This is a genomic window from Delftia sp. HK171, assembly GCF_001886655.1.
Lineage (GTDB): Bacteria > Pseudomonadota > Gammaproteobacteria > Burkholderiales > Burkholderiaceae_C > Comamonas > Comamonas acidovorans.
Genome location: NZ_CP018101.1, coordinates 540,225 through 567,206 on the forward strand (window position 1 = coordinate 540,225; position 26,982 = coordinate 567,206).

Annotated in this window: 27 protein-coding genes; 21 read left to right on the top strand and 6 right to left on the bottom strand. The window is 69.4% G+C overall.

Translation table 11 applies throughout. The features are described from left to right. Positions 1-110 precede the first annotated feature (110 nt). The 18 genes from BO996_RS02470 (at position 111) to BO996_RS02555 (ending at position 19,002) form a co-directional block, all read left to right on the top strand. The gene (locus BO996_RS02470; protein WP_013800015.1) at positions 111-1,070 is read left to right on the top strand and encodes a LysR family transcriptional regulator; all 960 of its coding nucleotides are present in this window, start codon (positions 111-113) and stop codon (positions 1,068-1,070) included. A gap of 38 nt (positions 1,071-1,108) precedes the next feature. Continuing rightward, positions 1,109-2,008: a metallophosphoesterase gene (locus tag BO996_RS02475; RefSeq protein WP_071953919.1), complete on the top strand. Its 900-nt coding sequence runs from the start codon at positions 1,109-1,111 to the stop codon at positions 2,006-2,008. Between the two features lie 63 nt (positions 2,009-2,071). Next, on the top strand, positions 2,072-2,494 hold the full coding sequence (locus BO996_RS02480) for a universal stress protein (RefSeq protein WP_012202049.1): 423 nt from the start codon (positions 2,072-2,074) through the stop codon (positions 2,492-2,494). A 210-nt stretch (positions 2,495-2,704) separates the two neighbouring features. After that, complete coding sequence (locus tag BO996_RS02485; RefSeq protein ID WP_232240455.1) at positions 2,705-6,349, top strand: IPTL-CTERM sorting domain-containing protein; 3,645 nt, start codon at positions 2,705-2,707, stop codon at positions 6,347-6,349. A 173-nt stretch (positions 6,350-6,522) separates the two neighbouring features. After that, positions 6,523-7,203: a fumarylacetoacetate hydrolase family protein gene (locus BO996_RS02490; RefSeq protein ID WP_071953920.1), complete on the top strand. Its 681-nt coding sequence runs from the start codon at positions 6,523-6,525 to the stop codon at positions 7,201-7,203. After that, on the top strand, positions 7,200-7,961 hold the full coding sequence (locus tag BO996_RS02495) for a fumarylacetoacetate hydrolase family protein (protein ID WP_016452249.1): 762 nt from the start codon (positions 7,200-7,202) through the stop codon (positions 7,959-7,961). Before BO996_RS02490 ends, BO996_RS02495 begins: the two co-directional genes overlap by 4 nt. A 27-nt stretch (positions 7,962-7,988) precedes the next feature. After that, a complete protein-coding gene (gene hpaE, locus BO996_RS02500) occupies positions 7,989-9,446 on the top strand; it encodes a 5-carboxymethyl-2-hydroxymuconate semialdehyde dehydrogenase (protein WP_071953921.1) in 1,458 nt (485 codons plus the stop codon). Between the two features lie 45 nt (positions 9,447-9,491). Continuing rightward, positions 9,492-10,484 carry a tripartite tricarboxylate transporter substrate binding protein gene (locus BO996_RS02505; protein ID WP_071953922.1) on the top strand — a complete coding sequence of 331 codons (993 nt, stop codon included), beginning with the start codon at positions 9,492-9,494 and terminating at the stop codon, positions 10,482-10,484. 20 nt (positions 10,485-10,504) lie between these two features. Beyond that, positions 10,505-10,831, top strand: coding sequence for an aromatic ring-opening dioxygenase LigA (locus BO996_RS02510; RefSeq protein ID WP_047471858.1), 327 nt, complete (start codon positions 10,505-10,507; stop codon positions 10,829-10,831). 1 nt (position 10,832) lies between these two features. Next, positions 10,833-11,651, top strand: coding sequence for an extradiol ring-cleavage dioxygenase (locus BO996_RS02515; protein ID WP_046986327.1), 819 nt, complete (start codon positions 10,833-10,835; stop codon positions 11,649-11,651). Further along, positions 11,652-12,080, top strand: coding sequence for a 5-carboxymethyl-2-hydroxymuconate Delta-isomerase (locus BO996_RS02520; RefSeq protein WP_071953923.1), 429 nt, complete (start codon positions 11,652-11,654; stop codon positions 12,078-12,080). It begins immediately after the preceding gene. Positions 12,081-12,253: 173 nt separating this feature from the next. Continuing rightward, on the top strand, positions 12,254-13,087 hold the full coding sequence (hpaH, locus tag BO996_RS02525; RefSeq protein WP_071953924.1) for a 2-oxo-hept-4-ene-1,7-dioate hydratase: 834 nt from the start codon (positions 12,254-12,256) through the stop codon (positions 13,085-13,087). Positions 13,088-13,132: 45 nt separating this feature from the next. Continuing rightward, positions 13,133-14,587, top strand: a complete 1,455-nt coding sequence (locus BO996_RS02530; RefSeq protein ID WP_071953925.1) for an NAD-dependent succinate-semialdehyde dehydrogenase — start codon at positions 13,133-13,135, stop codon at positions 14,585-14,587. Between the two features lie 18 nt (positions 14,588-14,605). Beyond that, the gene (locus BO996_RS02535; protein ID WP_012202038.1) at positions 14,606-15,427 is read left to right on the top strand and encodes an aldolase/citrate lyase family protein; all 822 of its coding nucleotides are present in this window, start codon (positions 14,606-14,608) and stop codon (positions 15,425-15,427) included. A gap of 86 nt (positions 15,428-15,513) precedes the next feature. After that, positions 15,514-16,002: a homoprotocatechuate degradation operon regulator HpaR gene (hpaR, locus tag BO996_RS02540; protein WP_013800005.1), complete on the top strand. Its 489-nt coding sequence runs from the start codon at positions 15,514-15,516 to the stop codon at positions 16,000-16,002. Positions 16,003-16,046: 44 nt separating this feature from the next. Beyond that, positions 16,047-16,682 carry a 3'-5' exonuclease gene (locus BO996_RS02545; protein WP_071953926.1) on the top strand — a complete coding sequence of 212 codons (636 nt, stop codon included), beginning with the start codon at positions 16,047-16,049 and terminating at the stop codon, positions 16,680-16,682. Between the two features lie 190 nt (positions 16,683-16,872). Beyond that, entirely contained in the window at positions 16,873-17,376 is a 504-nt protein-coding gene (locus tag BO996_RS02550; protein WP_012202035.1) for a flavin reductase family protein, read from the top strand. A gap of 210 nt (positions 17,377-17,586) precedes the next feature. Further along, a complete protein-coding gene (locus BO996_RS02555) occupies positions 17,587-19,002 on the top strand; it encodes an amino acid permease (RefSeq protein ID WP_071953927.1) in 1,416 nt (471 codons plus the stop codon). On the opposite strand, the gene BO996_RS02560 is transcribed toward BO996_RS02555, so the two are convergent. Then, a complete protein-coding gene (locus BO996_RS02560) occupies positions 18,999-20,198 on the bottom strand; it encodes a DUF5666 domain-containing protein (protein ID WP_071953928.1) in 1,200 nt (399 codons plus the stop codon). The genes BO996_RS02555 and BO996_RS02560 overlap by 4 nt on opposite strands. Positions 20,199-20,346: 148 nt before the next feature. Between BO996_RS02560 and BO996_RS02565 the strand changes: the two genes are divergently transcribed. From BO996_RS02565 to BO996_RS02575, 3 genes are read left to right on the top strand one after another with little or no spacing between them, the layout of a single operon-like run. Beyond that, the gene (locus BO996_RS02565; RefSeq protein WP_224986229.1) at positions 20,347-21,057 is read left to right on the top strand and encodes a PepSY domain-containing protein; all 711 of its coding nucleotides are present in this window, start codon (positions 20,347-20,349) and stop codon (positions 21,055-21,057) included. Continuing rightward, complete coding sequence (locus tag BO996_RS02570; RefSeq protein WP_013800000.1) at positions 21,057-21,737, top strand: response regulator transcription factor; 681 nt, start codon at positions 21,057-21,059, stop codon at positions 21,735-21,737. Before BO996_RS02565 ends, BO996_RS02570 begins: the two co-directional genes overlap by 1 nt. Continuing rightward, positions 21,727-23,064, top strand: a complete 1,338-nt coding sequence (locus tag BO996_RS02575; RefSeq protein WP_071953929.1) for a sensor histidine kinase — start codon at positions 21,727-21,729, stop codon at positions 23,062-23,064. The genes BO996_RS02570 and BO996_RS02575 overlap by 11 nt, the downstream gene beginning before the upstream one ends. Positions 23,065-23,083: 19 nt before the next feature. Here the strand turns inward: BO996_RS02575 and minE are convergent, their stop codons facing one another. The 5 genes from minE to BO996_RS02600 form a co-directional block, all read right to left on the bottom strand. Continuing rightward, the gene (gene minE / locus BO996_RS02580) at positions 23,084-23,347 is read right to left on the bottom strand and encodes a cell division topological specificity factor MinE (RefSeq protein ID WP_012202033.1); all 264 of its coding nucleotides are present in this window, start codon (positions 23,345-23,347) and stop codon (positions 23,084-23,086) included. A gap of 6 nt (positions 23,348-23,353) precedes the next feature. Next, positions 23,354-24,166 carry a septum site-determining protein MinD gene (minD, locus tag BO996_RS02585; protein ID WP_012202032.1) on the bottom strand — a complete coding sequence of 271 codons (813 nt, stop codon included), beginning with the start codon at positions 24,164-24,166 and terminating at the stop codon, positions 23,354-23,356. 49 nt (positions 24,167-24,215) lie between these two features. After that, positions 24,216-24,962, bottom strand: coding sequence for a septum site-determining protein MinC (gene minC, locus BO996_RS02590; protein WP_043823374.1), 747 nt, complete (start codon positions 24,960-24,962; stop codon positions 24,216-24,218). A gap of 168 nt (positions 24,963-25,130) precedes the next feature. Next, complete coding sequence (locus tag BO996_RS02595; RefSeq protein ID WP_071953930.1) at positions 25,131-25,919, bottom strand: crotonase/enoyl-CoA hydratase family protein; 789 nt, start codon at positions 25,917-25,919, stop codon at positions 25,131-25,133. Between the two features lie 24 nt (positions 25,920-25,943). Then, positions 25,944-26,972, bottom strand: coding sequence for an acyl-CoA dehydrogenase (locus BO996_RS02600; protein ID WP_071953931.1), 1,029 nt, complete (start codon positions 26,970-26,972; stop codon positions 25,944-25,946). Positions 26,973-26,982 lie beyond the last annotated feature (10 nt).

Below are 26,982 nucleotides of genomic sequence, written 5' to 3' on the forward strand. Positions count from 1 at the left end.
GACGGCGTGGCGGGCGACTAGGTGTAACTATAGGGTTTACCCTAGAGCTCTTCAAATTTATATCTTGAATCTGTAGCATTCACGCCAGTGATGACTCAGCGCCCGCCGCCATGTCTGCCCTGAACTTCCGCACACTGGATCTGAACCTGCTGCGCGTCTTCGACGAGGTGATGGCAGAGCGCAGCCTGACGCGGGCGGCCCACAAGCTGGCCATCACCCAGCCGGCCGTGAGCAACGCCCTGCGCCGCCTGCGCGAGGCGCTGGGCGACGAGCTCCTGGTGCGCCAGGGCCAGGGCGTGGAGCCCACGCCGCGCGCGCTGGCGCTGTGGCCCGTGATCCGGGAGGCGCTGCAGCAGCTGCAGGACACGCTGACGCCGGGCGAATTCCATCCTTCCACCGCCACCGCCACCTTTGTGTTGGCCATGGCCGACGCCACGGCGGCAACGCTGATTCCGCCCATGTTCAGCCTGCTGGAGCGCGAGGCGCCCGGCGTGGGCATCCGCGTGCTGCCGCTGACCACGCGCGACCCGCGCGGCCTGCTGGAGGCCGGCGAGGCCGACATGGCCGTGGGCTACTTCCCCGCCGCGCTGGCCGACCTGACGGCGCGCGCGCAGTCGGGCGCCCTGGTGGCCTTCGACAGCCGGCGCCTGTATGAAGGCGAGTACCTGTGCGTGATGCGCCAGGGCCATCCCCTGGCCGATGTGCCGCTGACGCTGGACAACTACTGCGCGGCGCGCCACATGCTGGTGAGCTTCTCGGGCCGCTCCTTCGGCTTCATCGACGAGGCCCTGGCCTCGCTGGGCCGCACGCGCCAGGTGGTGCTCACTGTCAACCAGTTCTTCACGGCCGGGCGCGTGGTCATGAACTCCAACCTGCTGACCATCCTGCCGCGCCACTTCGTGCCCGTGACCGGCATGGCCGACAAGCTGGTGCTGCGCGAGCTGCCCTTCGACGTGCAGCCCGTGCATGTGGACGCGCTGTGGCGCCGGCGCGGCCAGCACCCGCAGGCCTATGAATGGCTGCTGCGCACGCTCACGCGCTCGGCCGAGGCCACCTTCCCGCACACCTGAGAGCGTGTTGCGCCAGCGCAGGTTCTACACTTGGCCGCATGAAGATCCAGCTGCTGTCCGACCTGCACCTCGAGGCCCATCCGCATTTCATCGCCGAGCCCGCACCCGATGCCGACGTGCTGGTGCTGGCCGGCGACATAGGCTCCTACCAAAGCGGCAGCCTGCTGCAAGGCGAGCACTTCGGTCTGGAGCGCTTCTCTCCCCTGCCCCAGTACGCGGGCTGGCCCTGCCCCGTGATCTTCGTGCCGGGCAACCATGAGTACGACATGCAGGACTTCGACGCTGCCCATGCCCGCCTGCGCGCCGCCTGCGAGCGCATGGGCATGGTCTGGCTGGAGCGCGAGACTGCCGTGCTGGGCGGCGTGCGCTTCGTGGGCACCACGCTGTGGAGCGACTACGACGCCATGTCCATGCACGAAGGCGTGAGCGACCTGACCCGGCTGCTGAAGCTGCGCGAGAAGGCCTTTCGCGCCGCCAACTTCTACCTGCACAAGACCGGCGGCACGCGCGACGGCGAGCCCTTCCTGGCCGAGCCCATGCGCGAGCAGTCGCTGATCTGCCAGCAATGGCTGCGCCAGGCGCTGGCCCAGCCTTTCGATGGCCCCACGGTGGCCGTCACGCACTTCGCGCCCAGCCTGCGCAGCGCCGATCCGCGCTATGGCCTGGTGCCCGGCACGGCCGGCTTTTGCAATGTGCTCGACGACCTGCTGCCCTTTGCCGATCTGTGGCTGCACGGCCACCTGCATTCGCCCAGCGACTATGTGGCCGAGGGCCTCCGCGACGATGGCAGCGCCTGGCGCTGCCGCGTGGTGGCCAACCCGCTGGGCTATGCACGCAAGGGCGAGCAGGAGGGCTTTTTCCCGCGCTCTACCATCGAGTTGCCGGCGCACGTGACCGCAGGGGCGGCAGAGGTGGCAGATGCGCCGGTCCGCGCTTGACCTGGATCAAGCACTCCATCCCGGCTTGGGCTTAGTCTTGGGCCATACCAAAGGAGGACTTTCATGAACATCCTGCTCGCAGTCGATGGCAGCCCCTACACCCAGAAGATGCTGGCCTACCTGACCTCGCACCCCGAGATCCTGGGCTCCGCCCACAGCTACAGCGCCATCACCGTCCAGCCCCAGCTGCCGGCCCGCGCGCGCGCCGCACTGGGCAAGGAGGTGGTGGACGAGTACTACGCCGAGGAATCGACCAAGGTGCTGGACCCCGTGTGCAGCTACCTGGCCGAACACGGCGTGCAGGCCACGCGCCTGAGCAAGGTGGGCCCGGTCGCCGACTCCATCATCAAGGCCGCCGAGGAAGGCAAGTTCGACCTGCTGGTCATGGGCACGCATGGCCATGGCGCGCTGGGCCGCCTGGTCATGGGCTCGGTCAGCACCCAGGTGCTGGCCGGCAGCCAGGTGCCGGTGCTGCTGATCCGCTGATCCGCTGCACCGTGGACATGCGGCGCCCATAACCAGAAAAAGCAAAGCGCAGGCTTCACGGCGCAATGAACCAAAGACGGCTCCCCCGCGGGAGCCGTCTTTTTTTGCATGGCAGCTTGCCACCATCGTGCATGGCCTGCCGTCACCGGGCTGTCACAGCCGCCTTTTACAGTCGCGCGATTTGTCACACAGGGGATGGTGAGCATGCGCATGGATACTTTGGATTGGCGGCACAAGGCAATTGCAACGGCCTGCCTGGCCCTGTGTGGCGCTGCATGGTCCGCGCCGTTCACCCCGGGCAACCTGGTGGCCTACCGCGTGGGCACCGGCACGGGCGCCCTGCCGGTGTACCTGGACGAGTACCGCGTGGACGGCACGCTGGTGCAATCGCTGCCGCTGTCAGGCGGAGCAACGCCGCTGACGGCCAGCAGCACGGGCTCGGAAGGCCTGCTCAACCGCTCGGCCAACGGCCTGTGCCTGACGGTCCCCGGCTATGCGGTGGCACCGGACGGCGCCGACCCCAAGACGGCGGCGGCACGCGGCGTGGCCTTTGTCGATGCCGACGGTGAGGTGGGCAATGGCACGCGGCTGGGCGGTACGGCCCTGGTCGGCGATGCCTTTCGCAGCGTGGTCAGCGACGACTGCAGCCGAGCCTGGGCCAGCGGCAGCGGCAGCCCCAACGCCAACCGCGGCATCTGGTTCGTCCAGAAAGATGCCACCAGCGCCATCCAGCTGAGCAACAAGAACACCCAGGGCATCACCATGGCCGATGGCCAGCTCTACGCGGCCTTTGCCAGCGGCGACACGCTCAACAGGATCGGAACCGGGCTGCCCACGACAGGCACGCCCGCAGTCAGCGCGCTGCCGGGCCTGGCGGGCAACAACCTGCGCGGCCTGGCCTTCCTCGATCTCGATGGCACGCCGGGCGCAGACACGCTCTACGTGGCCGCCAACAACGATGGCACAGGCACGGTGCGCAAGTACACGCTGGAAGCGGGCACCTGGGTGGCCCGGGGCTCGGCGCCGCTGGCAGGCGCCCATGGCCTGGCAGCCGTGCATCTGGGCCAGGGCGCGGTCATGCTGCTGGCCACCGGCTCCGATGGGCAGTTGTATCGCCTGTTCGATGCCTCGGGCCGCACCGGCATGCTGGCTGGCACGCCGCAGCCGCTGGCGTCGGGCATCGACGGCGTGCTGTACGGCCTGGCCTGGGCACCCGAAGTGTCCCCGCCAGCTACCGTGCCCGCAGCCCCTGCGAGCGTGAATGCCAGCGCCTCGGGCAACAGCGTGCAGGCTCAGTGGGCCAGCGTGAGCGGCGCGTCCTACTACCTGGTCGAACTGTCCAGCGACGGCTTCGCCACCGTGTCGCACAGCCTGGCGGTGTTCGGCACCAGCCAGACCGTGGACGGACTGGCGGCCGGCAGCCACCTGGTGCGCGTGCGCGCGGTGAACAGCCTGGGCGGCGGGGTAGCCAGCGTTTCCGCGCCCGTCACCACCAGCCCGCCCCCGACGACTTCCCTGCCCGCGCTGACCGCCTATTCGGGCGTGGTCGGCGATGCCAGCGATGTCCTTGCGGGCACGGGCCTGTCCTTCACCGTCAGCGATCCGGCCGCCACGGTCAGCGCCACGTCCAGCAATCTCGCCGTGGTCGCCGCCAACGGCCTGGTGGCGACGCAAAGCGGTGGCAACGCCGTGCTCAGGATCACTCCCACCGGCGTGGGCTATGCCGACATCACCGTCACGCTGACCAACGCGGGCGGCGCCTCCGTCAGCCGCACCATCAAGTACGCGGCCTCGGCCAACACCGCAGCCAACACCAGCCCGCGCTGGCTGGCCGGGCGCTCGGACGCATCGACGGCCATCGTCATCGATGCCGCCACCATGCTGGTGGGCGACGACGAGGCGCCCGCCCAGGATGCCTCGGGCAATGCACTGCCGGCCGGCAACTCCTTCTCGGCCTATGGCCCGGCCGGCGGGCTGCCCATCAAGCCGCTGATGCTGGACAGGACCGCCCTGGGCCTGGCCGATGCCGCCGCCTGCGCCGCCCCCGGCCTCACGGGCCTGGACAGCTGCAAGAGCGACGAGGAAATGGACATCGAGGCCAGCTTTGCCCTGGGCAGCCGCGTGTACGTGGCGGGCTCGCACTCCAACAACAAGAGCGGCAAGTCGCGCACCGACCGCTGGCGCCTGGCGGCGATGGATGTGACCGGCTCCGGCGCCTCCACAGCGCTGACCGCCAGTGGCTACTACCGCTGGCTGCGCGAGGACCTGCGCAGCTGGGACGCGGCCGCGCATGACGGCCTTGCCGCCAACTGCCTGGGCCTGGTGGCCAGCTCGGACGGCGGCGCCACCAAGGCGCCCGAGGCCGAGACGATGAGCGGTTTCTCCATCGAGGGCATGTCCACCAGCCCCGACAACGGCGCCGCATGGCTGGGCTTTCGCGCGCCGCTGGTGCCGGCACCGGGCGCGCCCGCCGTCACGGCGGACGACGCCACGGGCCGCACGCATGCGCTGATCGTGCCCGTGACCAACTTCGCGGCCCTGCCTGCGGCCGATGGCGGCAGCAAGGGCAGCGCGACCATGGGCCAGCCGATCCGCCTGGACCTGGGCGGCCGAGGCATCCGCGAAATCCGCAAGAATGCGGCCGGCGAGTACCTGATCATTGCCGGCCCCTCGGCCAGCGCCACGGGTACCGCGCCGCGCAACTTCCAGCTCTACTCCTGGGATGGCCGCGTGAACAGCGCAGGCCTGGCCCTGAACCTGCGCCCGCGCGCTGCCGACCTGCCCGCCATCACCGTGCCCAATACCGCCTGCTCGGCCGAAGGCATAGGCGCCATGCCGGCCAGCCTGGACGCAGGCGGCAGCGTGGACATCATCAGCGACTGCGGCGATGCCGATTTCTACGGCGATGGCACCGTGGCCAAGGACCTGCCCTATGCCGCCTGGAAAAAGGCGCGCCTGGACAGCCTGGCGGTGCCGGCGCTGTCCACCGTGGCCCTGTCCGCCCAGGCCGTGGACCAGACATCGGCCGTGGTCCAGGCCACGCCCAGCGTGGCCGGCAGCCTGCGCGCCGTGGCCCTGCCCGCCAACGCCCCCGTCCCCAGTTGGGAACAGGTCATGGCCGGCCTGGATGCCGCCGGCCTGCCGGCCCCTGCCAGCAACACGGTCAGCACCGCGGCCAATACCGCTGCCACGCTGTCCTTCACCGGCCTGGACCCTGCCGTGAGCTACCGCGTGCATGCGGTCAACCTGCCGGCCTCGGGCACGGCCAGCGCGCCGGCTGTGCTGGCCCTGAGCAAGCCTGTGCCCATCGGCACGCAGATCGGCACGGGCAGCAACACGGCGGGCGTGAGCAACGGCACGGGCAATGTGGGTGCAGACCAATGGCAGTTCGCCTCGAACTCGGCAGGCTTTCAGCCCGCGCCCTCGCAAAGCCCGCTGCCGGGCAACCTGCGCCTGCCCTATGGCAGCCTGAGCTTCGTGCTCATGGGCGGCACGCCGGGCTCCATGGCCACCATCCGCATGGACCTGCCTGAAGCCGCACCCGCCCAGGCCACGCTCTGGAAGTACGGCCCCACGGCGGCCACGCCCACGGCGCACTGGTATGAGCTGGCCGCATCGGCCTACCGCTTCGCACCCGACCGCCGCTCGGTGAGCTTCGACATCACCGACGGGCAGACGGGAGACAGCGACCTGACCGTCAACGGCGTCATCGTGGACCCCGTGGCGGTGGCCGCGCCTGCGGCCCTGCCGCCCGGCGCCACGGCCACCCCCGTGCCCGGCCTGTCCACACTGGCCCAGGCGCTGCTGGCGCTGGCCCTGGGCGGCATGGCCGCACTGCGCCGCCGCCGCGGCTGACGCCAGCACCGGCCAGCCACCGCCAGCACCGGCAGCACCCGGTACCCCTTTCAAGCCCCTGCACGGTTCGCCGCGCAGGGGCTTTTTGCTGCGGCCTGGGAAAACCCTGAATCCACCGTGTTGACGGGGCTTGTTGCAAAAACAATAATTACCACGTTAACTAAATTCACATCATGCAGATTCAGCCCTTTCTCCTGGATGACGGCCTTGCGCTGGGCACGGTCTACGGCACGCTGCTCAACCAGCAGGCCACCGTGCAGCGCCTGTCGCCGCAGTTCGACAGCGCGCCCTACAAGGCCGCTCCGCGCGCCCCCGTGCTCTACCTGAAGCCGCGCAACACCTGGGCACGCGATGGCGCTGCGGTGGCCGTGCCGGCCGATCCCGGCGAGGTCCGCGTCGATGCCAGCATCGGCCTGGTGATCGGCCGCAGCGCCACGCGCGTCAGCGAAGCAACGGCCCTGGACCATGTGGCCGGCTGGCTGATCGCCAGCGACCTCACGCTGCCGCACGAGAACTACTACCGCCCCGCCATCCGCCAGCGCTGCCGCGACGGTTTCTGCCCGCTGGGCGCCCTCGTTCGCGGCGCAGGCTTTGACGCACAGGCGGCCACGCTCACGGTGTCCATCAATGGTGAACAGGCCTGGCAGCGCGGTTTTGCCGACCTGGTGCGCTCGCCCGCAAGGCTGCTGGCCGACGTGACCGAATTCATGACGCTGTCGCCCGGCGACGTGCTGCTGCTGGGCCCGGGCGAAGGCGCGCCGCTGGCGCGGACCGGGGACCGCGTGGTCATCGAGGTGCCCGGCCTGGGCCGGCTCACGCATTCGGTGGTGGCAGAACAGGGAGCAGCAGCATGAAGCACGGACGCGTCATCTTCGAAGGCCAGACCCTGCAGGTCACCGAAGGCCCGCACGGACAGGTGCAGTTGCCCGATGGCCGCCTGGTGGCGGAGACCGCCGTGCAGTGGCTGCCGCCGCTGCAGTTCGGCACGGTCTTCGCGCTGGGCCTGAACTATGCGGACCATGCCAAGGAAATCGCCTTCAACAAGGCGCCCGAGGAACCGCTGGTCTTCCTCAAGGGCCCGAACACGCTGAACGGCCACCGCGGCCGCACGTACCGGCCCGCCGACGTGGCCTACATGCACTTCGAGTGCGAGCTGGGCGTGGTCATCGGCAAGACCTGCCGCAACGTGCGCCGCGAAGACGCCTACGGCGTGGTCGCCGGCTACTGCACGGCCAACGACTACGCCATACGCGACTACCTGGAGAACTTCTACCGGCCCAACCTGCGCGTGAAGAACCGCGACGGCGCCACGCCCGTGGGCCCGTGGTTCGTCGATGCAGCCGATGTGCCCGACCCCATGAACCTGCGCCTGCGCAGCTGGGTCAACGGCGAGCTCAAGCAGGACGGCAGCACGCGCGACATGGTGCATGACATCCCCTCGCTGATCGCCCATCTGTCGGGCTTCATGACGCTGAACCCCGGCGACCTCATCCTCACCGGCACGCCCGACGGCGTGGCCGACTCCCGCGTGGGCGACGAGATCGTCACCGAGATCGAAGGCCTGGGCCGCCTGGTCAACACCATCGTCGGCGACGCGCCGGCTGCCTCCTGAACCCACCGCACACGCCAAGGAATTCCCATGCGCATTGACCACCTGATCGACGGCAAGGCCGTCGCCGGCAAGGACTATTTCGAGACCGTCAACCCCGCCACCCAGGAGGTGCTGGCCGAGGTCGCCGCAGGCGGCGAGGCCGAGGTGCAGGCCGCCGTCGCCGCCGCGAAGAACGCCTTCCCGAAATGGGCCAACACGCCCGCCACCGAACGCGCCAAGCTCGTGCGCAAGCTGGGCGACCTGATCGCCCGCCATGTGCCCGAGATCGCGCAGACCGAGACCAACGACTGCGGCCAGGTCATCGCCCAGACGGGCAAGCAGCTGGTGCCGCGCGCGGCCGACAACTTCTACTACTTTGCCGAGATGTGCACGCGCGTGGACGGCCATACCTATCCCACGCCCACGCACCTGAACTACACCCTGTTCCACCCCGTGGGCGTGTGCGCGCTGATCTCGCCCTGGAACGTGCCCTTCATGACGGCCACCTGGAAGGTGGCGCCCTGCCTGGCCTTCGGCAACACGGCCGTGCTCAAGATGAGCGAGCTGTCGCCCATGACGGCCGCGCGCCTGGGCGAGCTGGCGCTGGAGGCCGGCATTCCGCCCGGCGTGCTCAACCTGGTGCACGGCTACGGCAAGGACGCGGGCGAGCCCCTGGTGCGCCACCGCGATGTGCGCGCCGTCTCGTTCACGGGCTCGACCCAGACCGGCAACCGCATCGTGCAGGCCGCCGGCCTCAAGAAGTTCAGCATGGAGCTGGGCGGCAAGAGCCCCTTCGTGATCTTTGACGACGCCGACTTCGAGCGCGCGCTGGATGCGGCCGTGTTCATGATCTTCTCCAACAACGGCGAGCGCTGCACGGCCGGCAGCCGCATCCTGGTGCAAAAGGGCATCTATGCGAAGTTCGTGGACCGCTTCGTGGAGCGCGCCAGGAAGATCACCGTGGGCGACCCGCTGGACGAATCCACCATCGTCGGCCCCATGATCAGCGCCAGCCACCTGGCCAAGGTGCGCCACTACATCGAGTTGGGCCAGAAGGAAGGCGCCAGCATGCTGTGCGGCGGCCTGGATGCGCCCGTGCTGCCCGAGCGCGTGCGCAAGGGCAACTACGTGCTGCCCACGGTGTTTGCCGACGTGGACAACCGCATGCAGATCGCCCAGGACGAGATCTTCGGCCCCGTGGCCTGCATCATCCCCTTCGGCGACGAGGCCGAGGCCGTGCGCCTGGCCAACGATATCCAGTACGGCCTGTCCAGCTACGTCTGGACCGAGAGCGTGGGCCGCGCCCACCGCGTGGCCGCCGCCATCGAGGCCGGCATGTGCTTCGTCAACAGCCAGAACGTGCGCGACCTGCGCCAGCCCTTCGGCGGCACCAAGGCCTCGGGCACGGGCCGCGAGGGCGGCAGCTGGAGCTACGAGGTCTTCTGCGAGCCCAAGAACGTGGCCGTCTCGCTGGGCTCGCACCATATTCCGCACTGGGGCGTCTGAACGGGCGACCAGCGACAACGACAAAGAGAACCGAGGAGACAAGACATGCAACGCCGCCATTTCCTGCAATCCACCGCAGCCACCACGGCCGCAGCGCTGATGCTCCCGGGCCTTTCCCAGGCCCAGCCCGGTAGCCCGGCCGGCACCTGGCCTGCAAAACCGCTGCGCATCATCGTGCCCTTCACGCCGGGCGGCACCACCGACCTGGTGGCGCGCCTGGTGGGCACCGAGCTGGGCAAGTCCCTGGGCCAGCCTGTCATCGTGGAGAACAAGCCCGGCGCGGGCACGGTGATCGGCGTGGACTATGTGTCCAAGCAGCCGGCCGACGGCTACACCCTGGTGTGCGTGGCCAACAGCTTCACGGCCAACAAGACGCTGGTGAAGAACCTGCCCTACGACACCACGCGCGACCTCAAGCCCGTGGCGCTGATGGGCCTGTCCGAGCATGTGCTGGCCACCCACCCGGGCAGCGGACTGAAGACGCTGGCCGATCTGCGCAACCGCGCCAAGGCCAGGCCCGGCGAGCTCAGCTATGCCTCGTTCGGCAACGGCACCTCGGCCCATCTGTCGGGCGCCCTGCTGTGCCAGGAGATGGGCATCGACATGGTCCACATCCCCTACAAGGGCCAGGGCCCGGCGCTGGCCGACCTGCTGGGCGGCCAGGTGGACGTGATGTTCGGCAACTGGCCCGAGTTCCGTGGCCATGTGCAAAGCGGCAAGCTGGTGGCACTGGGCATGGCCACGCGCCAGCGCTCGCAGTTCGCTCCCCAGGTGCCCACGCTGGCCGAGCAGGGCGTGGCGCTGGAATCCAACTCCTGGCAGGGGCTGCTGGCACCCGGCGCCACGCCCGATGCGCTGGTGCAGCGCATCAATGCCGCCGTGGTCAAGGCCCTGGCCGAGCCCGCCGTGGTGGATGCCTTCGCGCGCGGCGGCATCGTCTCGCAGGCCGGCACGGCGCAGCAGTTCGCGGCCTTCGTCACCAGCGAAATCGCCAAGTACGAAGCCATCATCCGCCGCGCCAACATCACGCTGGGTTGAGGCAGACACCGGGAGCCGCCATGAGCCTGTACACCATGCAGAAATTCCTGTTCCAGCTCAACCGCGAGCCCGAGGTGCAGCGGCGCTTTGCCGAGGACCGCGCCGCGCTGCTGGCCGAGTACGCGCTGGAGCCCGAGGAGTACGAAGCCATGTTCCACGGCGACATCGGCAAGCTCTACGTGCTGGGCTGCAACGGCCAGCTGCTGATGCACTTCGCGCCGCTGCTGGGCATGCCCTGGGCCGACTACCTGCAGGCCATGCGCGACGGCGTGCAAAAGCACGGACCGGTGCGCGCGGGCGTCTACGCCATGACCACCGGAACCAACGAAAAGATCGCAGGAGTTTGAGATGAGTCTGGTATTTGCAGGCGTTTGCAGCCACGCGCCCGGCATCACGGGCCGCGCACACCTGGCCGATCCGGCCACCAAGGATGCCTTCCATGCCGCCTTCCGCGACATGGGCGCACGGCTGGAGGCGGCGCGGCCCGATGCCGTGATCGTCATCGCGGCCGAGCACTTCGCCAACTTCTTCATGAACAACATGCCGGCCTATGCCATCGGCATGGCGGACCACTACGAAGGGCCCATCGAGGACCCGGCCTGGCTGGGCATAGAGCGCCACCGCATTCCCGGCAATGCCGAGCTGTCGCGGCGCCTGATCGCCGAGGTCATGCAGACCGTGGACGTGGCCTTTGCCGAGGAGTGGAAGTTCGACCACGGCATCATGGTCCCGCTGCACTTTCTGACGCCGGCCTATGACAAGGACATCATCCCCGTCAACATCAACTGCCAGGGCCCGCCGCTGACGCCGCTGCACCGCGCCTGGGCCTTTGGCGAGGCCCTGCGCCGCGCCTGCGACAAGGCGCCCGAGCGCATCGCCATCGTGGGCACGGGCGGCATCTCGCACTGGCCGGCCACACCCGACTCGGGCAAGGTCAACTGGGAATGGGACCAGCAGTTCATGGACCGCTGGTGCCGCAACGACCGGGACGCGCTGCTGTCGTACACCGACGCCGAGACCTACCGCGACGGCGGCCAGGGCGGCTTCGAGATCCGCAGCTTCATCGCCGTGGCCGCCGCCGCGCGCGGCGCGGGCCAGGTGCTGTACTGCCAGCCCATTCCCATCTTCGCCGTGAGCTGCACGGCCGCCACCATGGAGGTGGCCTGAATGCCGCACGTGGTCATCCTCTACACGGCCAGCCTGGGCGCGCACACCGACATGACGCAGCTGTGCCGCGCCCTGGCCGACACCATGCTCACCGTGCGCGCCGAAGACGGCGCCCAGGTCTTTCCCACGGGCGGCACGCGCGTGCTGGCCTACCCCGCGCCGCACAGCGCCGTGGCCGATGGCGGGGCTGCTGGCCGCGCAGCGGGCGGCGATGGCGACTACGGCTTCATCTACATCAACCTGCGCATGGGCCGGGGCCGCTCGGCCGCCGTGCAGCAGCAGGCCGGCGACGCCCTGCTGGCCTGCGCGCGCCGCCATCTGCAGCCGCTGTTCGCGCAGCGCCACCTGGGCCTGACCGTGCAGGTCGATGAAAGCCCGGGCCAGGTGTATGACGGCAAGCACAGCACCCTCCACCCTCTGTTCGGGTGAGCCACCCCCTGAGTCGCTTCGCGCCTTCCCCCGTTGCACGGCGCCCTCTCTCGCTTCGCGGGAGGGGGACGACACCCTCGGTGCGGGACGGCCCTTCCTCGGTGTCCCTCCTTTGGAGCGCGCCAGTATCAAACGCCTCAAGTGAAGCAACAACGTACTGAATAACTGAAAAAATGTTTACCCAAGAACTGTTGACCCAACTGGCCCAGGAGCTGGACCGCAGCGAGAAGACGCGCGTGCAGGTCGAGCATTTCTCCAAGCGCTTTCCCGGCATGACCGTGGAGGATGGCTACCGCGTCTCGCGCGAATGGGTGCGCCTGCAGATCGCGGCGGGGCGCAAGGTGATCGGCCACAAGATCGGCCTGACCTCGCGCGCCATGCAGATATCGAGCCAGATCGACGAGCCCGACTACGGCACCCTGCTCGACAGCATGCTCTACCGCTGCACGCCGGGCCAGGTGCTGGACATCCCGGCCGCCCACTTCATCGCGCCGCGCGTGGAGGTGGAGCTGGCCTTCGTGCTCAAGGCGCCGCTGCGCGGCCCGGGCCTGCCCGGCGGCAAGGAGATCACGCTGCAGGACGTGCTGGACGCCACCGACCATGTGACGCCGGCCATCGAGATCATCGACGCGCGCATCGAGCAGTTCGACCGCCACACCAAGGCCATGCGCAAGGTCTACGACACCATCAGCGACAACGCGGCCAATGCGGGCATCGTGGTCGGCGCCGGGCAGGCTGTTCCCGGGGTGCTTGACCTGCCTTGGTGCGGCGCCATACTGCGCCAGAACGGGGTGGTCGAGGAGACCGGCCTGGCTGCAGGCGTGCAGGGCCATCCCGCCATCGGCGTGGCCTGGCTGGCCAACAAGCTCTCGCCCTGGGGCGAAGCCCTGGAGGCCGGCCAGACCGTGCTGGCGGGCTCGTTCACGCGCCCCGTGGCCGCCAAGCCTGGCGACCTGTTCGACGCCGACTACGGCCCGCTGGGCCGCCTGCAATTCCGTTTTGTCTAGGCGCCGTCGTCCCGACGCCTGCCCCGCCCTTATTGGAGATTTCCCATGCCGCTTGCACTGCGCGACCCCAGCCTGCTCAAGAACCTCTGCCTGATCGACGGCCAATGGCTGGCCGCCGACGATGGCAGCCGCATCGACGTCCACAACCCCGCCACGGGCGAGTCCGTGGGCCATGTGCCCCGTATGGGCGAGGCCGAGACGCAGCGCGCCATCGCCGCCGCCGAGCGCGCCTTCGCCCTCTGGAAGCAGCAGACCGCCGAGGCCCGCGCGCGCCTGCTGCATCGCTGGTTCGAGCTGATGATGGAGAACCAGGAGGACCTGGCCCTGATCATGACCAGCGAGCAGGGCAAGCCCCTGGCCGAGTCGCGCGGCGAGATCGCCTATGCGGCCTCCTACGTGCAGTGGTTTGCCGAGGAAGCCCGCCGCATCTACGGCTCCACCGTGCCCGCGCCCTGGGCCGACAAGCGCATCATCGTGACCAAGGAGCCCGTGGGGGTCTGCGCCGCGATCACGCCCTGGAACTTCCCGGCCGCCATGATCACGCGCAAGGTCGCGCCGGCCCTGGCGGCGGGCTGCACCATCATCGTCAAGCCCGCGCAGCAGACACCGCTGTCGGCCCTGGCCATGGCCGAGCTGGCCCAGCGCGCCGGCATTCCCGAGGGCGTGTTCAGCGTGATCACGGGCTCCTCGCGCGCCATCGGCGGCGTGCTCACGGCCAGCATGGCCGTGCGCAAGCTGACCTTCACGGGCTCCACCGAAGTGGGCCGCGTGCTGGCCGAGCAATGCGCGCCCACGCTCAAGAAGATGTCGCTGGAGCTGGGCGGCAACGCGCCCTTCATCGTCTTCGATGACGCGGACCTCGATGCCGCCGTCGAAGGTGCCATGGCCTCCAAGTACCGCAACACCGGCCAGACCTGCGTGTGCGCCAACCGCCTGCTGGTGCAGGACGGTGTGTACGACGCCTTCATGGCCAGGCTCAAGGTTGCCGTGCAGGCCCTCAAGGTGGGCAACGGCCTGGAGGCCGGCGTGGGCCAGGGCCCGCTGATCGACCAGGCCGCCGTGGACAAGGTCGAGGAGCTGGTGGCCGACGCCGTGAAGAACGGCGCCGAGGTCGTGCTGGGCGGCAAGCGCCACGCGCTGGGCGGCACCTTCTACGAGCCCACCATCCTGGCCAACGCCACGGACCGCATACGCATCGCCAGGGAAGAGGTCTTCGGCCCCGTGGCGCCCGTGTTCCGCTTCAAGACCGAGGAAGAGGCCATCCGCATGGCCAACGACACCGAGTACGGCCTGGCCGCCTACTTCTACGCCCGCGACGTGGGCCGCGTGTGGCGCGTGGGCGAGGCGCTGGAGTACGGCATGGTGGGCATCAACAGCGGCATCATCAGCACGGCCGTGGCGCCGTTTGGCGGCGTCAAGCAGTCGGGCATGGGCCGCGAGGGCGGCGCCGCCGGCATAGAGGAATACCTGAGCACCAAGTACCTGTGCATGGGCCACTGAGGCCCGGACAATCACACCATGCAGACACCTGTGAACCGCTTCAAGGCCGCCATTGCGGCCGACCAACCCCAGATCGGCCTGTGGCTGGGCCTGGCCGACGCCTATTCGGCGGAAATCTGCGCGGGCGCCGGCTTCGACTGGCTCCTGATCGACGGCGAGCATTCGCCCAACGACACGCGCACCCTGCTGGCGCAGTTGCAGGCCATCGCGGCCTATCCCGACAGCCATGCCATTGCCCGCGTGCCCATGGGACACGGCGAGGTCGGCGAGATGCTGATCAAGCAGTACCTGGACATCGGCGTGCAGACCCTGCTCGTGCCCATGGTGGACACGGCCGAGCAGGCCGCACGCATCGTGCGTGCCGCGCGCTATCCGCAGGCCGACGGCCAGGGCGGCATCCGCGGCATGGGCGGCGCACGCGCCTCGGCCTGGGGCCGGCGTGCCAACTACGCCCATGAAGCCAACGCCCAGGTCTGCGTGCTGGTGCAGGTGGAAACGCGCCAGGCGCTGGCCCACCTGGACGCCATTGCCGCCACCGAGGGCGTGGACGGCGTCTTCATCGGCCCGGCCGACCTGTCGGCCTCCATGGGCCACATCGGCAACCCCGGCCATCCCGAGGTGCAGGAGGCGATTGCCGACGCCATCGCCCGCATACGCCGCGCGGGCAAGGCGCCCGGCATCCTCACGCCCAACGAGGCCCTGGCGCGCAAGTACCTGGAGCTGGGTTGCACCTTCACGGCCGTGGGCCTGGACACCAGCGTGCTGGTGCAGGCCACCAGCGCCCTGGCTGCGCGCTTCAAGCAGGCAGCGGCCCCCGCGCCGAAAAGCCAGACCTATTGAGGCCCCGGCCTGACAAGGCGCCCGCAACGCCGCTCCGGGGAGGGAGCGGCGGCTGCATAGAATCCAGCCGACAGATGCTGCCGAACATGCCCCAGACCACGCCCTCTTTTGCCCCCGAGCCGCTGCGCGCCTTCTCGCGCTCCCTGCCCATGGCGCTGCTGCGCGCCCGCGAATCGGTCATGGTGCGCTTTCGGCCCATGCTGCGCGCCCATGGCCTGACCGAACAGCAGTGGCGCGTGCTGCGCGCCATGGCGGCGGTCACGCACAGGCTGCGGCCCATGGAGCTGTCGCAGGCCACCTACATCAGCATGCCCAGCCTCTCGCGCCTGCTCAAGACGCTGGAAGGCCGGCAGCTGGTGGAGCGCTCGCGCCACGCCAGCGACATGCGCGGCGCCGAGTTCGAGCTCACGGCGGCCGGCCACGCCATCGTGGCCGAGATCGCGCCGCATTCCTCCGAGACCTATGCCGAGATCGAGCGCCTGGTGGGCCATGAAGAGATCGAGCAGCTCTACGCCCTGCTCGACCAGGTCGTGCAGCGCCTGGGCGCGGCCGACGGCAGCCAGGCCGAGGAATAGCCGCCCCGGCACGCCGGTCGGGCACTGCCGGGCACAATCGCCCCATGCCGCAGCCGATTGCCGTCATCGACTTTGAAACCACGGGCATGGCGCCCGCCCAGGGCGCGCGTGCCACCGAGGTCGCCATCGTGCTGATCGAGGGCGGCAAGGTCGTGGACCGCTTCCAGAGCCTGATGCGCACGGGCGCCTGGATACCGCCCTTCATCACGCGGCTGACCGGCATCACCAACGCCATGGTCGCAGCCGCGCCGCCCGCCGAGGACGTGATGCGCGATGCCGCGCGCTTCGTGGGCAGCGCCCCCATGGTGGCGCACAACGCGGCCTTCGACAGCAAGTTCTGGCAGTCCGAACTGGCCCTGGCCGGCGAGGCCGCGCCCCAGCCCTTTGCCTGCACCGTGCTGCTGTCGCGCCGCATCTATCCGGAGGCGCCCAGCCACAGCCTGAGCCGGCTCACCGCCCACCTGGGCCTGCCCGTGGCCGAGCGTGCTCACCGGGCGCTGGCCGATGCCGAGATGGCCGCCGCCCTGCTGGCGCGCATGCAGCAGGACCTGTGCCTGCGCCACGCGCTGGCCTGGCCCGAGCATGCCCTGCTGATGCAGCTGCAGCGCTGCACGCGGGCCCGCATGAAGGCCTGGCTGAACGAGAACGCCGCGCCCGCCCAGATGAGCATGGCGCTGTGAGCCGGCGCCGCGCACACAGGGCAAAGACCTCCCTGGCAGAGGCCCCATCGGCCGCTTCTGCCGGCATCCGCACCCATAATGCGAGGTTGCTGCCCGGCTCCGGGCGCCCGTCCCAAACGCTGCAGCCCTGCTGCGGCCTTGCTGCCGCCTGGTTCTTGCACCCGTGAATTCCGCACTGCCTCCCGCCGCCATGGCCGCCCTGCCTCCACAGTCCCCGTTCTCGTCGCGCGAGTTCCGCGACGCGCTGGGCCAGTTCGCCACGGGCGTGACCATCGTCACCGCACGCAGCCCGCAGGGCCATCCGGTGGGCGTCACCGTGAGCTCGTTCAACTCCGTCTCGCTCACGCCGCCGCTGGTGCTGTGGAGCATGGCGCTGTCGGCGGCCTCGCTGCCCGTGTTCCAGCATTGCTCGCACTACGCCATCCACGTGCTGTCGGCCTCGCAAAAGCCCCTGGCCGAGCTGTTCGCGCGCAAGGGCGTGGACCGCTTCGCCAACACCGCCTGGCGCAGTTCGGCCCAGGGCGTGCCCCTGCTGTCCGAAGCCACCACCGTCTTCGAGTGCCGCAACCGCCATCGCCATGAAGAAGGCGACCATGTGATCTTCATCGGCGAGGTCGAGCAGTGCAGCCATCAGGCCGGCCACACGCCGCTGCTGTACCACGCAGGCCGCATGCACACGGGCGGCCTGGGCTGATACCGGGGCCTGCGGCAGCACTCTCGTCGGCTCTTTCGGCGACTCCCCCATTCCCGTTACTTCCCGCCTCCGGGTAATCCCCGGTCCGGGAAATCGGTGTCTGCGCATATTGTATATACAGGCTTATACATCTGATCGCAGACCCATCCGCAGGCTGATGAAGCCTGTGGATGCGGCAGCCATTTCACCAATGACGGGGGGAGACAGCGCATGAGTTCACCATCTGCAGGCAGCCTGCACCGAGGGCTGTCGGCCCGCCATATCCGCTTCATGGCACTGGGCTCGGCCATAGGCACGGGGCTGTTCTACGGCTCGGCCAAGGCCATACAGCAGGCAGGCCCCTCGGTGCTGATCGCCTACCTGCTGGCGGGCGCGGCGGTCTACATGGTGATGCGCGCGCTGGGCGAGATGGCCGTGCACAACCCCGTGCCCGGCTCCTTCGGCCAGTACGCCAGCGACTACCTGGGGCCGTTCGCCGGCTTCGTCACGGGCTGGACCTATACCTTCGAGATGGTCATCGTCTGCCTGGCCGACGTGACGGCCTTCGGCATCTACATGGGGTTCTGGTTTCCCGAGGTGCCGCGCTGGATCTGGGTGCTGTCCATCGTCTGCTTCATCGGCGCGCTCAACCTGTGCTCGGTCAAGGTGTTCGGCGAGATGGAGTTCTGGCTGTCCCTGCTCAAGGTGGCGGCCATCATCGCCATGATCGGCGGCGGCCTGGGCATCATGGTGTTCGGCTTCGGCATGTCCGCCGACCAGGCGCCGACCGGCGTGCAGAACCTGTGGGTGCACGGCGGCTTCATGCCCAATGGCGTCTCGGGCCTGATCGCCTCGCTGGCGGTGGTGGTGTTCGCCTTCGGCGGCATCGAGATCATCGGCATTTCGGCCGGCGAGGCCAAGGACCCGGCGCGCGTGATCCCGCGCGCCATCAACGCCGTGCCGCTGCGCATCCTGCTGTTCTATGTGCTCACGCTGTTCGTGCTGATGAGCATCTTCCCCTGGCCGCAGATCGGCAGCCAGGGCAGCCCCTTCGTGCAGATCTTCAGCGGCCTGGGCATTTCCTCGGCCGCCACCATCCTCAACATCGTGGTGATCTCGGCGGCCGTGTCGGCCATCAACAGCGACATCTTCGGCGCCGGCCGCATGCTCTACGGCATGGCGCACCAGGGCCAGGCCCCCGCCGGCTTCGGCCGTGTCTCGCGCCATGGCGTGCCCTGGATGACCGTGGTGGTGATGGCCGTGGCGCTGCTGGCCGGCGTGGTGCTGAACTACCTGATCCCCGAGGACGTGTTCCTGCTGATCGCCTCCATCGCCACCTTCGCCACGGTCTGGGTCTGGCTGATGATCCTGCTGTCGCAGTTCGCGGCGCGCCGCCGCATGAGCCCGCAGCAGGTGGCCGCGCTGAAGTTCCCGGTCCCGCTGTGGCCCGCCGCGCCGCTGGCGGCCATCGGCTTCATGCTGCTGGTGCTGGGCGTGCTCGGCTACTTCCCCCACACCCGGGCAGCCCTGGTCGTGGGCGGCCTGTGGATCGCGCTGCTGGGCGCTGCCTACGTGCTGTGGGTGCGCCCCGCCGCCGCGCGTGCGCAGAGCGAGGCGATGCGGCCTGCGGCGAACGCGAACCCTTAGTCGAACTCGACCTCGGTGGCCACCACCATCGCGCCATCGACCGAGAGCCGGCCCTTGACCTCCACCACGCGCCCCACGGCAATTTGGGCAGCGCTGCCATCCTCGAAGCGCGCATTGCGATAGTCCACGCGCACGCCGCGCAGCTCGAAGATGCCGGCCAGGCTGTCGACAGCGGTGATGCGGCCCTCGATCTCGAAGCCATCGTCACTGTCCAGCCGCAGCTTGCGCTCGACCTCGGAGGCGCGAAGCACCCCGTCCTGGAACATACCCTCGACCTCGACCAGGTCGCCCACGGCAAGGCCTGCGGGCAGGCGTGTGGCGCTGCCCGCATCCACGCTCAGGCCGTCCACGACGAAGCGGGTCGGCGAGTCCATGCGGGTGATATGGCCGGTGACGTCGGCCTCCACGCCTGCCTGTTCGGGCAGCGTGGGACGCTGCACCGACAGTGCGGTGGCCACCCACAGGCCGGCGGCATCGGGCTGGCGCGCCAGTCGCAGGCTGACCACGTCGCCGGCAGCCAGCGCGGCGGCAACCTGCACGCCGCTCCAGTTGACGATGGCCTCGCCGATGCGCAGGGTGCGGCGCGACGCGTCAACGGCATCCACAGGCGCGCGCAGGCGCCAAGGCTCGTCGGCGTCATCCTCGATCTCGATGCGGCTGGCAAGAATGCGGCCCTGCGCATCGCGCAGGCCGTGGACTTCCAGCACACGGCCGACCTGCAGCGCCGCCGCGCGGCCGTCCTCGAACACCGTGGCCGCATCGACGATCACGGTCTGGCCCAGTACGGTCAGCCGGTCGCCCACGACCGCGCTCAACGGACCTTCCAGATCGCTGCGCACAAGAATCTGGCGGGCCATGGCGCGCGCCACACCGTCGCTGCCGGTGGTCACGGGGTCGGCCGTGACATGGACCGCCATGCCCAGCTTGAGCGCATCGCTGGCCAGCAGGACGCCATCGCCATCGGTGATCCGGGCCTGGCGCTCGTCATACCGCACCCCATTGACCAGGATGGAGCCGAAGCCGTCAATGGTGCCCGACGCATAGCTGGCGCTGGGAGTGACCGGCGTGGGGACGGGCTTGTCAGCCCCGCCGCCGCCACCGCCGCAGGCGGCCAGCAGCACGGACAGCGAGAGCGCGCCAGCGCCCAGGGCCCGGTGCAATGGCGGGGCGGAGCGGGAAAAGCGAAGAAAATGCATGGTGTTCAATGCCAGAAAGAAACAGATGAAAAGGCACCGCGGCGGGGCCGTCGGTGCAACCGCCTGCAGTGTCGGCAAAGGCGCCTAAACCGCGCATGAATGGCGCGTTCATGCACTGTTTAAGAACGTGCACATAAGATGCGTGGCCGTGAAACTCCGCCTCGCACTTGCTGCCTTGCTGGCCCTGCCGCTGGCGCCCGCCTCTGCCACCACGCCAGCGGAGCATGAAAGCGTGCGCCGCGAGGTGCAGTCGAAGCGCCTGCGGCCCTTGGCGGAAATCCTCCAGGACGTGCAGCAGCGCCACAAAGGGCGCGTCATCGACATCGAACTCGAGCGCGGCGCCGACGGCCGGCGCTGGTACGAAATCAAGCTCGCCAATGGCCAGCGCACGGAGATCTATATCGATGCAGTCACGGGACAGGACATCCCCCGGCCGGGCGCGACCACCGCCGTGCTGATACCCATGTCCGCCGTGGCGGCAGCCGTCACCCGCTTGCATCCCGGCACCGTGCTGCAGATCGAGCTGGAGGAAACGCGCAGCCCCAGGCCCTACTACGAGATCCAGCTGCTCACGCGCGAAGGCCGTGAGCAGCTGCTGCGCGCCGACGCCCAGACGGGCCGCATCCTGGTGGAGCCTGTCCTGAGCCGGGAGCAGGCCGCCACGCTGCAACCGCTGCCGCGCATTCTTGAGGAGCTGGAGCGCAAGTACCAGGCCCGTGCCACAGAGGCCGAGCTCAAGATCGACGTCCGGCAGCGCGCCTACTACGAGGTCGAGTTGCAGCTGAGCGCCGGCCGCAGCATCGAAGTGCATGTGGATGCGTACAGCGGCCAGCCCATCGAAGAGGACGGACTGCGCTGATGCGGGTGCTCATCGTCGAAGACGACGCCGATCTTGCTGCAGGCCTGCAGGCCATCCTGCAGGAGGCCGGCATGCTGGCCGAGTGCTGCGCGGACGGCCGCCTCGCCCAGGAACTGGGCAGCGTCGAACACTATGACGCCGCCTTGCTGGACCTGGGGCTGCCAGGACAGGACGGCGTCTCGGTGCTGCGCCATTGGCGCGAGCAGGGCCGCTCCTTTCCCGTGCTGGTGCTCACGGCCCGCAACCGCTGGAGCGACAAGCTCACGGCCTTCCAGGCCGGCGCGGACGACTACCTGACCAAGCCCTTTCTGCACGAGGAGGTCGTCACGCGGCTGCGCGTGCTGCACCGGCGCGCAGCAGGCGGCAGCCGGCCCCTGGTGCAGATAGGCCCGCTGGCCTACGACACCATGGCAGACCGCTTCACGCTCGAAGGACGGCCGCTTGCGCTGACCGCGCAGGAGCAACGCATCCTGAGCTTTCTGACCAACCGGCATGGACAGCTCGTCAGCCGCGCCGACATCAGCGAGCATGTCTACGCACGCGACCTGGACCCGGACTCCAACACCGTGGACGTGCTGGTCGGCCGCATCCGCCGCAAACTGTCCCCGCATGGCCTGATCCATACCGAGCGCGGACGGGGCTTTCGCCTGCAGCAGGCCAGCGGCGACCATGCGTCCTAGGCACTGGGGCCTGTCGGAGCGCCTGCTGGCACTGAGCCTGGTGGCCACGCTGGCCTGCGGCACGGCCGCCAGCTGGCTGCTGCGCGAGCAGTTGCACGATGCGGTGCTGCGCAGCTTCAAGGCCGGCCTGCAGGACCGTGCCGAGCGGCTGCAGGCCGAGCTGCAGTCCCCTGGGCCCCTGACCGGACAGGGCACGCGGCTCAATCGCGGCGAGTTCGGCCGCATTTTCTCGGGCTGGTACTGGACACTGGAGCAGGACGGGCGGCTGCAGCAGTCGCGCTCGGTCTGGGACGACAGCCTGGAGCTGGACGACGCCCGTCCCTGGCCCCGGAACAAGGGCAGCGAGACGCTGCTGTCGCTGCGCGGGCCGCAGGGGCGCGAACTGCTGGGCCTGCGCCGCAGCTTCGATGTCGCGGGCAGGCGCGTGCAGCTGCATGTCTTCGGCCCGCTGGACGGTACGCGCCAGGAATGGCGCCGCATCGACCGCATCCTGCTGGTCACCGAGCTGGGCCTGGTCGCCGCGCTGCTGCTGTGCACGGTGGCGCTGGTGCGCCTGGGATTGCAGCCGCTGCGCAGCCTGCAGCAGGCGCTGCAGGACATGGAAGACGGCACACGCACGCAGCTGGGGCGGCACTTCGGCCCCGACCTGGACCCGATTGCCGAGGCCGTGGACCAGGTGCTGCAGCGCAATGCCCAGGTCGTGGAGCGCGCGCGCCACCAGGCGGCCGACCTGAGCCATGCGCTCAAGAAGCCGCTGGCCGTGCTCGGCATCCAGGCACGCGGCCATCAGGTCGATGGCCCGTGGCTGCGTGACCAGGTACAGGCCATGTCCCACACCATCGACCGCCATCTGGCGCGCTTCGCCAGCGGCGCCGGCAGCGCCGGCAGCGTGGCGCTGGATGAGGTGCTGGCCCGGCTGCTGGATGCCATGCGCCAGATCCACGCCCAGCGGCGCCTTTCCTGGTCCATCCAGACCTCCACGCCGCTGCCCGGCCATGGGCTGCGCTGGCGCGGCGCGGCCTCGGACCTGGAGGAGATGGCGGGAAACCTGCTGGACAACGCCGGCAAGTGGGCGCGCAGCCGCGTCACGCTGGCCGTGTGCCAGGATGGCACGACGACGCTGCTGCAGATCGATGACGACGGCCCAGGCCTGGCGCCGGAGCATCTCGCGCAGGCCATGGAGCGCGGTGTCCGCTTCGACGAACAGGCCCAGGGCCACGGCCTGGGCCTGGCCATCGTGCGCGACATCGCCGAGACCTATGGTGGATCGCTGGAGATGGGGCCCAGCCCGCTGGGCGGGTTGCGCTGCACGCTGCGCCTGGGCTGAGCACGGCGCCGGGCAGCGCTCAGCGCGAGGCGTCGGGCAGTTCGATCTTGACTTCGAGCACTTCCAGGTTTTCCTGGCGCTCCAGGTGCACCTTGATATCGTTGACGTCGATGTCCACGTACTTGGAGATCACCGCCATCAGCTCCTTTTGCAGCGCAGGCAGGTAGTCGGGACCGCCGCCGTTGCCGCCCACGCGCTCGCGCGCGAGGATGATCTGCAGGCGCTCCTTGGCCACCGAGGCCGTCTTCTTCTTTTCTCCGAGCAGGAAAGAGAGCATGGACATGGCCGCTTACCTCCCCCCGAACATGCGTTTGAAGAAGCCGGGCTTTTGCGCTTCGGTGAAGCGCATGGGCTTTTCCTCGCCCAGGAAGCGCGCGACCACGTCCTGGTAGGCCTCGGCCACGTCCGAGCCCTGCATGTGCACGGCGGGAATGCCCTGGTTGGAGGCCTGCAGCACGGTTTCGGACTCGGGCACGACGCCGATCAGCTCGATGCGCAGGATGTCCTGGATGTCCTCCAGCGACAGCATCTGGCCGTCCTGCACGCGGTTGGGGTTGTAGCGCGTGATCAGCAGGTGCTCCTTGACGCTCTCGCCCGCGATGGCGCGCGCGGTCTTGGAGCTGAGCATGCCCAGGATGCGGTCGGAGTCGCGCACCGAGGAGACTTCCGGGTTGGTCACGACCAGGGCCTCGTCGGCGAAGTGCATGGCGATCAGGGCGCCGCTTTCGATGCCGGCCGGCGAGTCGCAGATGATGTACTCGAAGTCCATGCCCGCCAAGTCGTCCAGGATCTTCTTGACGCCGTCCTGCGTCAGCGCATCCTTGTCACGCGTCTGGGAGGCGGCCAGCACGAAGAGGTTGTCGCACTGCTTGTCCTTGATCAGGGCCTGGTTGAGGTTGGCCTCGCCCTGGATGACGTTGATCAGGTCGTAGACCACGCGGCGCTCGCAGCCCATGATCAGGTCCAGGTTGCGCAGGCCCACGTCGAAATCGATGACGGCGGTCTTGTGCCCGCGCAATGCGAGGCCCGATGCGAAGCTGGCGCTGGTGGTGGTCTTGCCCACGCCACCCTTGCCGGAGGTCACGACGACTATTTTGGCCATGTTTGCACGGTTCCTTAAAGACTGGAGAGCAAAGAAGAGGGGTCCGGTGTCATACCGGCTCGATGAGGATTTTCTCGCCGTCGAGACGCACCTTGGCGGGCCTGGCAGCCACGTCCGCCGGGAGATCGGTCTCGATTGTGCGATAGATGCCGGCAATCGACAGCAGCTGTGCTTCCATGCAGGTGCTGAAGATGCGCGCCTCGGTGTTGCCGCGTGCCCCGGCGATGGCCCTGCCGCGCAGCGGCGCGTAGACATGGACGTTGCCGTCGGCGATGACTTCGGCGCCATAGCTGACCATGGCCAGCACCACGATGTCGGTGCCGCGCGCATAGACGCGCTGGCCCGAGCGCAGCGGCTTGTCCACGATGAGGGCGTCGGCCTGGGGAGCAGGCACCTCGCGCACCACCTCGATCTCGCGCACGACTTCCTGGATCTCGATCTCGGGCACCGTGGGCCGCACGGGTGCGGCCTCGGGCGCGGGCGCCAGGCCTGCGGCACGCGCCGCCTCCATCTGCGCCGGGCTGCCGCCGCGCACGGCCACCGGCACGGTGCGGTGAAAGCGCAGCGCCTCCACGAGCACGGCGAAGTCGATGGCCTCCTCGGCGTCGCGCACATGGGCCAGGTCGATCAGCACGGGGTCGTTGTCGAAGAAATCCGGGTCGTCGGCCAGGCGCTGGGCCAGGTCGGCCACGAGCGCACGTACGTCGGTATCCCGCAGGGTCACGGCCACCACGGGCAGCTGCGCGCTCTTGAGGTCGAAGCTGGGGCGGGCAGTACTCGTCGTTTCAACGGCCATGGGACTGGGAGTGCGGTGGATGGGAGAGTTGCCTCTCGACGCGCAAAGTGTACTGTGTGCGCAGTACATGGGCGCCCACTCCCGCCGGGAGGCCGGCACCGGGGAGTGTCCATTTGTGTTGTGTCACACACGGCCCATGCCCCCGTGGCGGGGGCCGGGCGGGCCCGGTCACTGAAACCGGGGCTTACGCTTCTCCACGAAGGCCATCACGGCCTCGCGGTGGTCGGCGGTCTTGTGGGCCAGGGCCTGGTAGCCGGCCGACAGCTCCAGCAGCGATTCCAGCGTGCTGTGCTCGCCCTCGCGCAGCAGGCGCTTGGTCATGCGCATCACGGCGCCGGGGTTGGCGGCGATCTTGTCGGCCAGCGCACGCGCCGTGGGCAGCAGCTGGTCGGCGGGCACGACGCGGCTGACCAGGCCGCAGGCCAGGGCCTGCTGCGCGTCGATGGCCTCGCCCGTGAACGCCATCTCGGCCGCCTTGGCGCGGCCCACGGCGCGCGGCAGCAGCCAGGCGCCGCCGTCGCCCGGCACGATGCCCACGCGCACGAAGCTCTCGGCAAAGGTGGCCGTCTCGCTGGCGATGCGGATGTCGCACATGCAGGTCAGGTCCAGCCCCGCGCCGATGGCCGGGCCGTTGATGGCGCAGATCACGGGCACGTCCAGCTGGGTCAGGGCGCGCGGAATGCGCTGTATGCCCTGGCGGTACTCCTCGCGGATGGCGTCGGGCGTGAGCGCGTCGTCGAAGAAGCGCTGCATGTCCTTGACGTTGCCGCCCGAGCTGAAGATGGGGCCGGCGCCCGTGAGGATGACGGCCTTGACCGAGGCATCGCGCCGGATCTCGTCGCAGACCTGCACGAATTCCTCCACGGCCGTGTTGCCCGTGAGCGCGTTGCGCGTCTCGGGCTGGTTCATGGTGAGGGTCCAGATGGCGCCGTCGCGCTCGATGTTCAGAAAGGGCATGGATGGGGTTCCTTCGAGAGCCTGTCAGGCGGTGATATCGGCGGTGATATCGGTGGTGGAGCGGATCAGATCCAGCGTGCTGCCCGCGTGGCCATGGACCAGCGCGGCGCCTGCCACGCCATGCCAGTACGACTCGGAGCCGGCCGTCTGGCGCCAGGCATGCAGGCGGCGGGTGAGCAGTTGCAGGTCGTATTCCTCGGTGAAGCCCATGGCGCCGTGGATGGCGTGGGCCGCCTCGGCCACGGCCAGCGCGGCCTGGCTGCAGCGCGCCTTGGCCACGGCCACGCGCAGCCGATCGGGGAAGACGCCCTGCCCCGCGCAGCCCAGCCGGGCGGCCATGCGCGCGGCGAAGACATGCTCGCTCATCACCGCCAGCTGGTGCTGAATGGCCTGGAACTTGCCGATGGGGCGGCCGAACTGCTGGCGGTCATTCGCATACTGCAGCGTGCGCTGGAACACCTCCATGAGCGCGCCCGCGAGCTGCGCCGCCACCAGGCCGGCCTGCAGCGTGCGCAGGTCCAGCCCATCCGGCAGGGCGATAGCGGGAGCAGATGCCGCGCGGACCTGATCGGCGCTCCAGCGCAGGTTCACGTCCAAGCAGAAGGCCGCTGGCTCGGACTGCGCCTGCGCCACGGGCAGCAGGCTCCAGCCCTGCGCATGCTGCACCAGCACGCTGTCCGCCACCGCGCCCAGGCGCACGGGTTCGCAGTGCAGGCTGCCATCCGGCTGGAGCAGGCCTTGCGCCAACGCGATGGCGCCTGGTGGACGCTCCGCCCCCGCGCCCGCCAGCAGCGCGCGCGCCAGCATGGTTTCGCCCAGCGGCACGGGCAGCGCATGGGCGCCGGCCTGCGACCACACATCGAACAGCTGCGCCAGCGCCAGCCCCGCGCCGCCCGCGTGCTCAGGCACCAGGGCATCGGCAAAGCCGGCCTGCTCCAGCGATTGCCACAGCGCCCGGGGCGAGCCCCCGGCCTCGATGGCGCGCACCTGCGCGGGCGTGCACTCGCCCTGCAGCAGCTGGCGTGCGGCATCGGCAAACAAATCGTCTTCCATGTCTCTCTCC

Excerpts from the sequence above, each read along its gene's own strand:
- BO996_RS02470 (WP_013800015.1), top strand. The coding sequence starts at position 111 with ATGTCTGCCCTGAACTTCCGCACACTGGATCTGAACCTGCTGCGCGTC.
- BO996_RS02475 (WP_071953919.1), top strand. The coding sequence starts at position 1,109 with ATGAAGATCCAGCTGCTGTCCGACCTGCACCTCGAGGCCCATCCGCAT.
- BO996_RS02480 (WP_012202049.1), top strand. The coding sequence starts at position 2,072 with ATGAACATCCTGCTCGCAGTCGATGGCAGCCCCTACACCCAGAAGATG.
- BO996_RS02485 (WP_232240455.1), top strand. The coding sequence starts at position 2,705 with ATGGATACTTTGGATTGGCGGCACAAGGCAATTGCAACGGCCTGCCTG.
- BO996_RS02490 (WP_071953920.1), top strand. The coding sequence starts at position 6,523 with ATGCAGATTCAGCCCTTTCTCCTGGATGACGGCCTTGCGCTGGGCACG.
- BO996_RS02495 (WP_016452249.1), top strand. The coding sequence starts at position 7,200 with ATGAAGCACGGACGCGTCATCTTCGAAGGCCAGACCCTGCAGGTCACC.
- hpaE (WP_071953921.1), top strand. The coding sequence starts at position 7,989 with ATGCGCATTGACCACCTGATCGACGGCAAGGCCGTCGCCGGCAAGGAC.
- BO996_RS02505 (WP_071953922.1), top strand. The coding sequence starts at position 9,492 with ATGCAACGCCGCCATTTCCTGCAATCCACCGCAGCCACCACGGCCGCA.
- BO996_RS02510 (WP_047471858.1), top strand. The coding sequence starts at position 10,505 with ATGAGCCTGTACACCATGCAGAAATTCCTGTTCCAGCTCAACCGCGAG.
- BO996_RS02515 (WP_046986327.1), top strand. The coding sequence starts at position 10,833 with ATGAGTCTGGTATTTGCAGGCGTTTGCAGCCACGCGCCCGGCATCACG.
- BO996_RS02520 (WP_071953923.1), top strand. The coding sequence starts at position 11,652 with ATGCCGCACGTGGTCATCCTCTACACGGCCAGCCTGGGCGCGCACACC.
- hpaH (WP_071953924.1), top strand. The coding sequence starts at position 12,254 with ATGTTTACCCAAGAACTGTTGACCCAACTGGCCCAGGAGCTGGACCGC.
- BO996_RS02530 (WP_071953925.1), top strand. The coding sequence starts at position 13,133 with ATGCCGCTTGCACTGCGCGACCCCAGCCTGCTCAAGAACCTCTGCCTG.
- BO996_RS02535 (WP_012202038.1), top strand. The coding sequence starts at position 14,606 with ATGCAGACACCTGTGAACCGCTTCAAGGCCGCCATTGCGGCCGACCAA.
- hpaR (WP_013800005.1), top strand. The coding sequence starts at position 15,514 with ATGCCCCAGACCACGCCCTCTTTTGCCCCCGAGCCGCTGCGCGCCTTC.
- BO996_RS02545 (WP_071953926.1), top strand. The coding sequence starts at position 16,047 with ATGCCGCAGCCGATTGCCGTCATCGACTTTGAAACCACGGGCATGGCG.
- BO996_RS02550 (WP_012202035.1), top strand. The coding sequence starts at position 16,873 with ATGGCCGCCCTGCCTCCACAGTCCCCGTTCTCGTCGCGCGAGTTCCGC.
- BO996_RS02555 (WP_071953927.1), top strand. The coding sequence starts at position 17,587 with ATGAGTTCACCATCTGCAGGCAGCCTGCACCGAGGGCTGTCGGCCCGC.
- BO996_RS02560 (WP_071953928.1), bottom strand. The coding sequence starts at position 20,198 with ATGCATTTTCTTCGCTTTTCCCGCTCCGCCCCGCCATTGCACCGGGCC.
- BO996_RS02570 (WP_013800000.1), top strand. The coding sequence starts at position 21,057 with ATGCGGGTGCTCATCGTCGAAGACGACGCCGATCTTGCTGCAGGCCTG.
- BO996_RS02575 (WP_071953929.1), top strand. The coding sequence starts at position 21,727 with ATGCGTCCTAGGCACTGGGGCCTGTCGGAGCGCCTGCTGGCACTGAGC.
- minE (WP_012202033.1), bottom strand. The coding sequence starts at position 23,347 with ATGTCCATGCTCTCTTTCCTGCTCGGAGAAAAGAAGAAGACGGCCTCG.
- minD (WP_012202032.1), bottom strand. The coding sequence starts at position 24,166 with ATGGCCAAAATAGTCGTCGTGACCTCCGGCAAGGGTGGCGTGGGCAAG.
- minC (WP_043823374.1), bottom strand. The coding sequence starts at position 24,962 with ATGGCCGTTGAAACGACGAGTACTGCCCGCCCCAGCTTCGACCTCAAG.
- BO996_RS02595 (WP_071953930.1), bottom strand. The coding sequence starts at position 25,919 with ATGCCCTTTCTGAACATCGAGCGCGACGGCGCCATCTGGACCCTCACC.
- BO996_RS02600 (WP_071953931.1), bottom strand. The coding sequence starts at position 26,972 with ATGGAAGACGATTTGTTTGCCGATGCCGCACGCCAGCTGCTGCAGGGC.